At 42.1% G+C, this 11460-nt stretch carries 12 protein-coding genes; 3 read left to right on the forward strand and 9 right to left on the reverse strand.

Annotation, left to right across the window (positions count from 1 at the left end):
* Positions 1 to 4: 4 nt before the first annotated feature.
* The 4 genes from GFB47_RS07550 to GFB47_RS07565 are packed head-to-tail and all read right to left on the reverse strand — an operon-like array spanning position 5 to position 2906.
* Positions 5 to 469, reverse strand: coding sequence for a type IV pilus modification PilV family protein (locus GFB47_RS07550; RefSeq protein ID WP_153447427.1), 465 nt, complete (start codon positions 467 to 469; stop codon positions 5 to 7).
* Positions 459 to 1733: a hypothetical protein gene (locus GFB47_RS07555; protein WP_153447428.1), complete on the reverse strand. Its 1275-nt coding sequence runs from the start codon at positions 1731 to 1733 to the stop codon at positions 459 to 461. The genes GFB47_RS07550 and GFB47_RS07555 overlap by 11 nt, the downstream gene beginning before the upstream one ends.
* Positions 1730 to 2389, reverse strand: a complete 660-nt coding sequence (locus GFB47_RS07560) for a PilW family protein (RefSeq protein ID WP_153447429.1) — start codon at positions 2387 to 2389, stop codon at positions 1730 to 1732. Before GFB47_RS07560 ends, GFB47_RS07555 begins: the two co-directional genes overlap by 4 nt.
* The gene (locus GFB47_RS07565; RefSeq protein ID WP_153447430.1) at positions 2370 to 2906 is read right to left on the reverse strand and encodes a GspH/FimT family pseudopilin; all 537 of its coding nucleotides are present in this window, start codon (positions 2904 to 2906) and stop codon (positions 2370 to 2372) included. The genes GFB47_RS07560 and GFB47_RS07565 overlap by 20 nt, the downstream gene beginning before the upstream one ends.
* Before the next feature lie 101 nt (positions 2907 to 3007).
* Between GFB47_RS07565 and GFB47_RS07570 the strand changes: the two genes are divergently transcribed.
* Positions 3008 to 3460 carry a type IV pilin protein gene (locus GFB47_RS07570; RefSeq protein ID WP_153447431.1) on the forward strand — a complete coding sequence of 151 codons (453 nt, stop codon included), beginning with the start codon at positions 3008 to 3010 and terminating at the stop codon, positions 3458 to 3460.
* Between the two features lie 30 nt (positions 3461 to 3490).
* Here GFB47_RS07570 and GFB47_RS07575 read toward each other — a convergent pair whose 3' ends face one another.
* Together GFB47_RS07575 and GFB47_RS07580 are read right to left on the reverse strand one after the other, a co-directional pair.
* Positions 3491 to 4093 (reverse strand): pilus assembly FimT family protein, encoded by a 603-nt coding sequence (locus GFB47_RS07575; RefSeq protein ID WP_153447432.1) that lies wholly within the window; start codon positions 4091 to 4093, stop codon positions 3491 to 3493.
* A gap of 147 nt (positions 4094 to 4240) precedes the next feature.
* The gene (locus GFB47_RS07580) at positions 4241 to 4894 is read right to left on the reverse strand and encodes a VOC family protein (protein ID WP_225874255.1); all 654 of its coding nucleotides are present in this window, start codon (positions 4892 to 4894) and stop codon (positions 4241 to 4243) included.
* A gap of 197 nt (positions 4895 to 5091) precedes the next feature.
* Here GFB47_RS07580 and argS point away from each other — a divergent pair, with 197 nt between their 5' ends.
* Entirely contained in the window at positions 5092 to 6825 is a 1734-nt protein-coding gene (argS, locus tag GFB47_RS07585; protein ID WP_153447433.1) for an arginine--tRNA ligase, read from the forward strand.
* 153 nt (positions 6826 to 6978) lie between these two features.
* Here the strand turns inward: argS and lpxM are convergent, their stop codons facing one another.
* Positions 6979 to 7947, reverse strand: a complete 969-nt coding sequence (lpxM, locus tag GFB47_RS07590) for a lauroyl-Kdo(2)-lipid IV(A) myristoyltransferase (protein ID WP_153447434.1) — start codon at positions 7945 to 7947, stop codon at positions 6979 to 6981.
* A gap of 82 nt (positions 7948 to 8029) precedes the next feature.
* On the opposite strand from lpxM, the gene GFB47_RS07595 reads away from it, so the two are divergent.
* On the forward strand, positions 8030 to 8461 hold the full coding sequence (locus GFB47_RS07595; protein WP_153447435.1) for an HIT domain-containing protein: 432 nt from the start codon (positions 8030 to 8032) through the stop codon (positions 8459 to 8461).
* A gap of 243 nt (positions 8462 to 8704) precedes the next feature.
* Here the strand turns inward: GFB47_RS07595 and feoB are convergent, their stop codons facing one another.
* On the reverse strand, positions 8705 to 10993 hold the full coding sequence (feoB, locus tag GFB47_RS07600; RefSeq protein WP_153447436.1) for a Fe(2+) transporter permease subunit FeoB: 2289 nt from the start codon (positions 10991 to 10993) through the stop codon (positions 8705 to 8707).
* Entirely contained in the window at positions 10990 to 11220 is a 231-nt protein-coding gene (locus tag GFB47_RS07605) for a FeoA family protein (protein WP_153447437.1), read from the reverse strand. The genes feoB and GFB47_RS07605 overlap by 4 nt, the downstream gene beginning before the upstream one ends.
* Between the last annotated feature and the right edge of the window lie 240 nt (positions 11221 to 11460).

Below are 11460 nucleotides of genomic sequence, written 5' to 3' on the forward strand. Positions count from 1 at the left end.
GCTATTAATTATCAAACTCGTTATATTTCGACAGCATAGTTTTGAGAGCAAGGCTTTGAGTTTCGTTCCAACGACCTTTCCAACTGCTGTTCATATCTATCGTTTTTAACGCACCAGATAACGATTCACCTACTGTCCATGTCACTTGATAGGCTCCCGAAGTTGACGGTAAAGTACAACTTCCCCCGCTAATAATTGTCGTACTTACCGAGTCATTGCCTAGTACAATTTCACAACCACTGCCAATATCGCTATATGCTAAGGTTCCATTGGCTCCACTAATTGAACGAGTACGAAATAACTCTAGCTTCGCTTCAGCCAAGTGCAGCCCGCGTATACTGTGGATAGCATAATCCGATTGGCGCTCCATGTAGCTTTGCAGTTTAATTAAACCGATCACACCAAACACCAATACCAAAAAAGCGATCAATACTTCAATGAGGCTAAAGCCTTGCTGTTTAGAAGTCATGCCAAGATCCTTTTAGCCATTTTATTTTTCTTATTTTATTCAACGCATTCTCCACAACATCTCTGTTATAACGAAAATTCATTGATGAACCAAAGACAGCGTATTTGCCAGGAGCATCCATCACATATCCTCCAAGTGGAACAAATGATCCTGATTGGTAGTACATAGTTTTATCTAAAGGGACAGCGGAAGGTATAGGATTACCTTGATGAGAGAGCATCGTATCCCAAATAGTACTGCTAGGAGTATATGCAGATGGTACAGATTCAAAGTGATATATCATTCCAGGGAATTCATGCGCCCCTTTTACTGAAAATATACCATCCTGTATAACTAAGACAATTCCAGCACCAGGAAATTTATTATCTATCGCTGTTTCTATTTTATCTAAGTCAGTTCTAGAGGTTGTTGAATCATTCGCCAACTCACAACTACCATAAATCCAAATTAAATCTTTACCATCATTAACTTGGTCAACAATTTTATCAGCACAATCTGTTAAGTACTGAGTGCTAATTGGAAGCACACCATTACTAGGTTTTACATCACCTAACCCTGATGGGATACGAGCAAAATTTTCATCATACATCACATCCATCCATTCATTTCTTGGTGTACCAAAAAGATCTTCAAAAGGTTCTAGATTAATATCTTGAAAGAAATCATTTTTAGTATCGGATATCCTAAGTGCAGCATGGGTCCAATGATCTGCGACACAACTTTGGCCTGTAGGGAAGCCACTATAAGGTTGGTTTGCAACAAATTGACTATTTCCTATAGTGCCAAATAATTCAAATATATTTTTATATCGTACAGCCATGCATTCCCATTTATCCGCTGTCGCGGATAGACTCCCAGGATCTGGAAGGAAATTAAAAGAACCTTTAAAATATAGGTTTGAGGATGACTTAAGTGCCCCAGAGCTCCTATTCCCTGGCATTAAAACTGTTTTTTTGATATTTGTGTTTCCATAATAAGAATTGAGTATTAATGGTGAACCTATATCTGGTGTGATCTCAGCACCACTTAAACTTAAACAGTTTAAAAAATCAGTTGGTAACGCTTTTAATGCTTGAATCTCAGCAAAAGCACACTCCAATCCCCCTTCCGCAGCCCAATGTAGTTGTCGTGAAGTAATTTCATTTTGCGCACGCTTGGCTTGAAAGAAAACATTCTTATACGACGCAATTGAAAGAGTCAAAATCGCAATCAACAGCATGGCGGTATAGAGTAATGTCACCGCGCCTTTTTGATGTTTCATCACTGCCAATTCCTTTGTTTGATTTTGGTTACCATTGTTTGTTCATAATCCTGACCAGATGTTGGCGGGCTTGCGAGCTTTGCTTTCATTGTGATAGTGAAATAAGCAGAACTAACACTGTTGCCTAATGGTGTTTCATCAATAACAAATTGGCTCAATATCACTCGACTATCATCCATAAGCGATAACCCTGGCTCACCTATTGCGCTACATGTAGGCATTACTGGTGATACACGGCTGATATTAGTTTTAGTGCAGATACCTAATTTTTTAGTTCCTGTATCTCCGGTGAATTTAGTGTAAGTAATATCACCATTATTATTTTCATAGATATAAGCCAAGGTCGCTCCCACCGCAGATGACGTCACCGTGATCACCTCACTGGCACCCGACAAAATCAATGAACTGCCATTATTACCGTTAAAACCTGCGCGCTGTGCATCTTCTTTTATATAGCGCATTGCATCATTCATATTTTGCAGTACTAATAACTTTAAGCTGCGTTCCGTCGCCAGTTTTTGGCCAGAGATAAACATGCTGCCCACCGCCATGATCGCTAAAATACCAATGGTAGAAGCAACCAACAATTCAATCAAAGACATGCCTGCCTGTTGCTTTAATGACCGGTTACATTGCGACTTAACATCCCGGATAGCCATAAAGATCTCCTCCTACTCCACAAATATTGACTCGGCCAGAAATACCTTCCTGAATAATTTTCAATTTTTTCTCTGTATCAATAGAAAACGTCACTTCAGAATTACTACCCCCTTCAGGTCGTCCATTGACACTATCTAATGCTGGCCAATGGTTATTGGTAGAGATAGTCATATTTTTAAATGCCATACCCGATAAATACATTTCAGCATTGTTTTGTTGCGCGGCTAGGCTGCCTGGAATCGCACTTGAGGCTCGCAGCGCTAGTCCCCATTTACCATCGTAAGTGGTTGGAGCAGAGCCTAATGGAGTGTTAGGCAAAAAAGATAAGTACAAGGTTTTATTTTGCATCACTGCTTCTGAGCGAGCTTGAATAAGAAAACCGCTTAATTCATTCGCTAGGCGCTGCATTTTTGCTTTTTCATTGAAATAGCCCATCGAGGGTGCCACTACTGCCAGCAAAATGGTCATCACTACGATGGTTATCATCAATTCTATGAGGGAAAACCCTCGTTCCATTCCCAAATTCTTTTGCAACTGGTTACATCCTGAGTTTTTTGGTTGAACTGATGCTAACACTTAATAACAATGGTCGAAGTTTACAGAAGGAACTTATAGAAATGATTCGTAAAAATGGATGTATGCAAAACACCAAGCGACATAAAGGAATGACATTGATCGAATTATTGATAGTGGTCGCCATCATTGGTGTGCTAGCCGCTATCACCTATCCAAGCTATCAAGAACATGTACTGAAAGGACACCGTTCTTCGGCAATGGCAGATATGTTGAAGATCCAAATTGAAATGGAACTGAGTAAAAGCAAGATTGGAGCTTATAATTCTGCAACCATCGTTTCAGGTGGCAGTTGTGACTTTTGTGATACTGACAGCGAACGCTATACATTTTCTGTGACAGAAAGTTCGGCAACAAACATGGAGGCTTATACCATCAAGGCAGTGCCAAGAAAAAACTCCCCCCAAATAAAAGACAAATGTGGCACCTTAAGCTTAAACGCAGGTTCTGTGGGCACGGCAAACAAAGCGGGTGTTGCTGTCGATGGGTGTTGGTAGAGGCTGTTGGTTACGAAGAAAGACAACCACTCAGCACTCTGGGTAACCATAATAATATTTGTCACTGTTGCCTTGGTTAGCAATATTAATACCGCACACTCGGACTCGGCCGGTAATATTATGCAGATTCACTTTTAAACCGCGAGCGGGGTCGATGTAGAAAGTAAAACTTCTTGCCACCCCCATTGGTTTACCATGAACTTGGTCAAATTTAATTTTGTGGAAGTTAAGGGTTGAGAAAACGCTGATATTTTTAAAGCGCTCACCATTAAGGTAATAAATGGCGCCGTGTTTGGAGGTGGTATAATCCACCGTGGCATTATTGTTCTGTAGGCTAAACACCCAACCACCTTGATAAATTGCGCTATTGGTTTTTTGTACAAAGTGCAGCCACACCGGATGCCGCTTAAACACCGCTTCGGTCTTGGCCATCATCACGATATTGGTCACTTCATTGGCTAAGCTGCGCATTTTAAGCTTTTCAAATAAATCCTGTAACGAGGGCACGCTTGCTACCAATAATACGCTCAGCACCACGCAGCCAATAATAGCTTCCATTAAGGTAAAACCCGATGCTTGTTTGAGCGTTACTTTTGTTCGAGCCGATATTTTGTCTAGTGAGATTTGATGCATTGCAACCGAGCCTAAAAAAATCACGTCATCTTTTTAGGCTAGGCATTAAAAAACTACTGAGAAACTCATCATCGTTGTTAATAGCGCCCCATTCTCAATATTAAGAATCTCTCTGTATTCACGACCTTCTATCTCATAGGATAACGACTATTTCGCCTCACTGGCGATCACCGCTTGCAGGCTATGTGGATGCAGTTTAATACACACGCCTTGATGCTTAAATGCCACGGTCGGATTGACCAAGCGTTCCCCCGCGCCTTGCGGGCTCGATAACTTCACTTTGACCCCAAGTTCGGCAAATCTCCCCCATTTCTTGGCCATTAACGGAAACTGACGTTTAATCTGCTCGACTAATTGCTCTGCAGTTTGGGCTTTACTTGGTACCACAAATTCCACATGCTCCCAACCTTGCTGTGGGTAGGCTTTGTCGCTGGGATAAGGTAACTCTAAACAGTCGATCTTGTGGTCAGTCACTTGCAAGGCTGAATCTAAATGGATCACAATAATAGCGCGACCGTTGATCATCGCATTGGATATTTGTTGTCCTTCACTCAACCAAGCTCGATGAACTTGTTCCGCCACAACTTGATCGTTAATCCGCATCGCTAAATGGTCGGCTTTTAGATCGTGGTAATCCAAACCAATCAATTGGGCTAATGCGTCCATTTTTTGCCAAAAATCAACCACTGACAACGCCATAGCCGCGGGGCTGAGTTGTTGAATAAGCGGATCAATAAGCGGTTCTTTTTCTATTGATTGCTCGGTCGTTATTGATTGAGGTTTCGACAATGAAGAAGACAAAATTCCATTCCTTTTAAAGCAAGTTAAAGACGCTAGAAGAGTGTAACCTAAGCCATTTGTCACCAATAGATAAAAATGACGATTTATTTTTTAATAACCTTCTATTATTTGGTATCATAGTTCACATTTTCTGATTAAAAATTTGCGCTCGATTGAAGCTTTGTTTTTCAATCCAGACATTACCATAGGAAGCACGTGTGAATATTGCAGCACTGATCAATGACAAAGTATCTCAAGCCTTAGAAGCCGCTGGCGCTCCTGCAGGAAGCCCTGCCGCTGTTCGTCAATCAGCCAAAGCCCAATTTGGTGACTACCAAGCGAATGGAGTTATGGGCGTTGCAAAAAAATTAGGCATGAATCCGCGTGAGTTTGCGCAAAAAGTATTAGACGTACTTGATCTCGATGGCATTGCTAATAAAACTGAGATCGCAGGTCCGGGCTTTATTAATATCTTTTTAGACCCTGAATTTTTAGCCAAACAAGCCTCTAGCGCATTGTCTGATGAGCGTTTAGGGGTTGCGGCTGAGCAAGCTCAAACCATCGTTGCCGATTACTCTGCACCAAACGTTGCCAAAGAAATGCACGTTGGCCACTTACGCTCAACCATCATTGGTGACGCGGTGGTTCGTACCCTTGAGTTTTTAGGTCACAATGTTATCCGTGCCAACCACATTGGTGATTGGGGAACTCAATTTGGTATGTTGATTGCCAACCTTGAACGCGTTGAAAAAGAGCAAGGTGAAGTGTCGATGGAACTGGCCGATCTTGAAGGCTTCTATCGCGAATCGAAAAAATTATATGATGAAGATGAAGCGTTTGCGATTCGCGCGCGTGCTTATGTGGTGAAACTGCAAAGTGGCGATGAGCATTGCGCTAAGATGTGGAAAAAACTGGTCGATGTGACCATGATCCAAAATCAACTTAACTACGATCGCTTAAATGTTTCTCTGACGCGTGAAAACGTCATGGGCGAAAGCATGTACAACCCTATGTTGTCTGTGATTGTGAGCGATCTAAAAGAAAAAGGCTTGGCGGTTGAAAGTGATGGCGCACAAGTGGTTTTCCTTGATGAATACAAAAATAAAGATGGCGATCCGATGGGCGTTATCGTGCAAAAACGTGATGGTGGCTTCTTATACACCACCACCGACATTGCTTGCGCTAAATACCGCTACGAAACCCTCGGCGCAGATCGCGTGCTTTACTTTATTGATTCACGTCAGCACCAGCACTTAATGCAAGCTTGGTCTATCGTGCGTAAAGCGGGCTATGTGCCAGAGTCGGTATCATTAGAACACCATGCGTTTGGTATGATGCTTGGTAAAGATGGTCGTCCATTTAAAACTCGCGCCGGTGGTACGGTTCGTCTCGCTGATTTACTCGATGAAGCCTGTGAACGTGCACAAAAACTGATTGAAGAGAAAAACCCTGATCTTGCGACCGAAGAAAAAGCCAAGATTGCCAACACAGTCGCCATGGCTGCGGTTAAGTATTCTGATCTATCAAAACACCGCACCACAGATTACATCTTCGATTGGGATAACATGTTGGCATTTGAAGGCAATACTGCGCCTTACATGCAATACGCTTATACCCGCGTAGCCTCTATTTTTGCTAAAGCAAACATTGATATGAACAGCCTAACCGGTGAGATCCTCATCGGTGACGAGCGTGAAAAAGCGCTAGTATCTAAATTACTGCAATTTGATGAAGCGGTTCAATCGGTCGCCAAAGAAGGTCAACCGCACCTAATGTGTAGCTACTTGTTTGAATTAGCGGGTCAGTTCTCAAGTTTCTACGAAGCTTGCCCAATTCTAAACAATCAAGATGACACCGTTAAACAAAGCCGCTTAAAATTGGCTGCACTAACGGCTAAAACCATCAAGCAAGGTTTAGACTTATTAGGCATTGAAACGCTAGAACGTATGTAAACAACTGAACTGACTCTACTCAGTCGGCTATAAAAAATGCCCATAACGATCATGTCGTTATGGGCATTTTTATACCAATTTCATTGAATATTTGAATACCGCGATTAAAGCATCATTTCAAATATAAGCGGAAACTCAATACACTTAATACACTTAATACAATCTTGTACCATCCGGTCGGGTGCGCAGTAAGTTTAAAATCCACATGTATTGTTTAGGATCGATGTTAACCAAATCTTCCACCGCTTTGTTCATCGCTCGGGCATCAGTTTCTTCATCGCCACTCGGCAAATTTTCAATCACCGGCAGAATATGCAATTCGTATTTACCCAACTCGGCATTATAGGCCGGAAGCATTGGCACCACTTTAGCACGACTGAGTTTCGCGACTTTACCGAAACCTTTTAAGGTCGCTTTTTGGGTGGCAAAGAAAGGCACAAAGACTGAATTTTGCGCGCCATGATCTTCATCTGGTAAGTAATAGCCTAAATACCCGTCTTTAACGCTTCTTAAAAACGGTTTAATGCCGACACTGCGCTCATAAATTTTACCGCCATATTGCATACGTTGACGGTGAATAAGCCAGTTAGTAATAGGTTCACGCTGCTCTTTGACAATCGAGGAAACTTGGTAGCCTTGCGCGGCAATCATGACGGCAGCGTAATCAATTGCCCAAAAGTGTGGCACTAACGCAATGACCTTCTCGCCTTTATCCAATAATGGGAATAGGTTTTCACCACCATGCACCACACCACGCGACTGGTTATGCTTACGGCTACGCAACAAAAGCTCTGGATAACCAAACATAAATTGCCCTGCGGTCGCCAGACAATCTTCAATCAGCTTTTGACGTTCTTGATCAGATTTCTCGGGAAAGCAATTGAGTAAATTTAAGCGCGCTTTTTTCATCGGCCCACCTTCTCGCCTTAAGGCTAGACGAGACAACTTAGCGGCCAAACGATCACGTAGACGATGCGGGATGAAAGCTAAAAACACAGCAAAAAATAAGCCTATCCAAGTTAGCCAATGACGAGGATGCAAAAAGCGCCATTCAAAGGTTGGATTATAAAGATGCTTATCTGTGGTTGCTGCTTGAGGGGAGTTGGTCTCTGATTTACTCATATTATTATTATTGATCGCCTAATTTGATATAAAAGGTATGGTATAACAATCCGCTAGAATTAAAAAGATGAGAAGGTCCACTATGAGCTTTACATTACACCCTCAATTGCAAGCCGATACTGATATTATTGGTGATTTCCCACTCAGCATCGCTTTACTGCATAAAGAGCACATTGGCCCTTGGGTGATCTTAGTGCCCAAAGTGGCCGGATTACAAGAATTACACCATCTGCCAATGCCGGATCAGCAGCAATTTTTACTTGAATCTCAAGTGGTCTTTCAAGCTTTAGAGCTTAGCTTTAAACCCAAGAAACTCAATCTTGGCGCACTGGGTAATATGGTGCCGCAACTGCATATCCATCATATTGCACGTTTTGAAAGCGACGTTGCTTGGCCAGGTCCAGTGTGGGGCAATACCGAAGGACGATCTCGCCCTTGTGACGCGCAACAGCAATTAGTTCAGCAATTGCAACAAGCGTTTAGCCTGCATCAGGTTCCATTTACTCCAACTTGATTTTTCTTCCGGATAGAAAAATGCCCAGATCGGATGATCTGAGCATTTTTAATGATACCTATTCCACTTAATATTTGATCAATATGAATACGTCGAAAAGACCCTGATTGGTTCTTGGTCGCTTGAGAAAGGCTGTCCGTCTATGGTCTATGACACTTTTCTCTGTACTCAATTTTGATAAATCATTAAATTTCTACTTATTACTATTACTATTACTATTGCTTCAAGTGTGGCTCGCTTTTTCTAGCTGATGTTCACAATATCAATCCGCATGCTTTGCTCTTTAGCACCGATGCGTTTCATGGTGAAGAATACCGCCAATAAAATGACCGTGATGATCGCAAGCCAGATAGAACTCATCATTGGGTGCATCTCGAAGCTCGAAACCTGATAGACCACCACTGCCGAGGCATAAGCTAAAAACATGGTCCAAGATGCAATGAATATCGCATAATTACGGCCAAATTCACGCGCATAAGCCCCCATTGCCGCCGCACATGGCGTATATAATAAGATAAAGACTAAATAGGCAAACGCCGCGCCACCGGTAACAAAGTAAGCTTGAATATTTCCAAACACACCGCTACTCACACCTTGGTCGGCCGCTGCTGCATCTTTATCGCCTAAATCGCCTACTTCAATGCCTAATGGATCGCTGAAGTTAAGCGCGGCTAAATTATCTGGAATACTTTGCAGCGCAGCCATTAAACTCGCGGTTAAATTAAATTCTTCTTCTTCACCTGAAGGGTCGGAATATAAATTATTTAATGTGCCCACTACCGCTTCTTTAGCAAAGATACCGGTAATAATACCAACCGTTGCTGGCCAGTTATCTTTCTCGACCCCCATGGGAGATAATACCGGTGTCACTACTTTTGCCGCATGGGATAGCACCGAATTTTGGCTGTCTTGGTTACCAAATGAACCATCGACACCCCATGAATTAAAGAAACTTAACACCGCCACTACCAATACAATGGTTTTACCCGCACCAAAAACAAAGCGTTTCAATTTCTGCCATGTTTTTAGCACCACATTACGCAAAGTGGGAATTTCATAATCTGGAATTTCCATGATAAAGCTGGTGCTCTTACCTGGATACAGGGTGTGTTTCAACACTAAGCCGGTAAACACTGCCGCTAAAATACCCAGTAGATATAAAGCAAATACCACGTTTTGACCATTGGTTGGGAAGAATGCAGCGGCAAATAATGTATAAACCGGTAGGCGCGCCCCACAAGACATAAATGGTGCCATCGCCGCCGACAGTTTACGCTCACGTTCTTGATCTAAAGTGCGAGTTGCCATAATAGCGGGCACATTACAGCCAAAACCTAAAATAAGAGGCACAAATGCTTTACCTGGCAGGCCTATTTTTTGCATCACTTTATCTAATACGAAAGCAGCGCGCGCCATATAACCAGAGCTTTCTAGTAAGGTTAAGAATAGATACAAACAAGCGATCACCGGAATAAAGGTAGCAACGGTTTGAATACCACCACCAAAACCATCCGCAATCACAGTCACAAGCCACACAGGTAAGTGCGGATCTAATAAATGATGGCCGCCGTCAACCAATAATGCGCCGACCCCAATATCAAAAAAATCGATAAACGCACTACCGATATTGATGGAGAACATAAACATCAAATACATGATGGCGAAAAACACCGGAATACCAAACCATTTATTGAGCACAAACTGATCGAGTTTCTCGGTAAAACTCTTACTGAATGAAGAATCTAATTGACGAACTTGATGACACAATTGATGCAAGTATTCAAATTTACTGTTGGTAACCGCCAGATCGATATCGGTTGTTGCTGAGAGTTGCTGAGTTAACGCCTCCAATACCGCTTGATCACGGTCTGAAAGGGTTTTTGTCACCAAACCATCTTGTTCGATTGCACGAATAGAAAGTGCACGAGGAAGCAAAATACCATCTTGAGGCCACAGTGGATTGATTTGCTCAATTGCCGCTTCTATGTTGCCTGGATAATGAAGAACTAATCCATCAACCTGTAAATTCTGATGTGCAATCTTATGCAAGTCGGCTTTAAATTGCGCCACCTGCTTTTTATTAATCGCCGACAGTATAAAGACGGGGCAACCTAGCTCTTGTTGCAGTGCTTTAACGTCAATTTCTTGGCGTTCACGATGTAGGGCATCTAATTTATTCAACACCACGATCATTGGGCGGCCCAATTCACGCAGTTGCAGTGTCATATATAAGCTACGTTCTAAACTGGTGGCATCGACCACATTAATGATTAAATCGGCAGGCATAGACGAAATAGCGGAAGAAGCAATAGATTCATCGACACTGTTGGCATCATTGGCACTGTTTAAAGAATAGATACCAGGCAGGTCAGTAAGACTGAAGGATTCGTCATTAAATTCAAATGAGCCGGTTTTTTTCTCAACCGTGACTCCCGCCCAATTGCCAACTTGCTGCTTGGCACCGGTAAGACCATTAAATAATGTCGTTTTACCACTATTAGGGTTACCAACGGTTAGAATATTAAAGTTCATACCTCTACCTCTATTGCAATGTCAGAGGCAATCTTGCCACGGATAGCAAGTGATACCCCTCTGACTTCGACCTGTAATGGATCACCCATTGGCGCTTTACGAATCAACTTAACTTGGGTGTTTGGCAGCATTCCCATGATCATCAGTTTCTTCCTTATATCTGGTGTTAATTCTGATAGATCAACAATGCGAGCACTTTGCCCACTTTTAAGTTCACTTAATTTCATGTAAAACCCAACCATTAATGATAACCATTCCTATTTTCACTCATGATACAGGTAAAGTCAGTAACTTTTTTTGATATATATCAATTTATCCTGTTATTTGATAGTTATTCTCATTACCACCGTCAAAAACGTCAGATTTGAAATTGTTCTCTATTGTCAAAAACGTCAATTTAACTAAAAGTGATGGGGTTTATTTTTATTTATACCAACAAGGACCAGGCTATAAGCCATTGAATAAAA

Source organism: Vibrio algicola, assembly GCF_009601765.2.
GTDB classification, from domain to species: Bacteria; Pseudomonadota; Gammaproteobacteria; order Enterobacterales; family Vibrionaceae; genus Vibrio; species Vibrio algicola.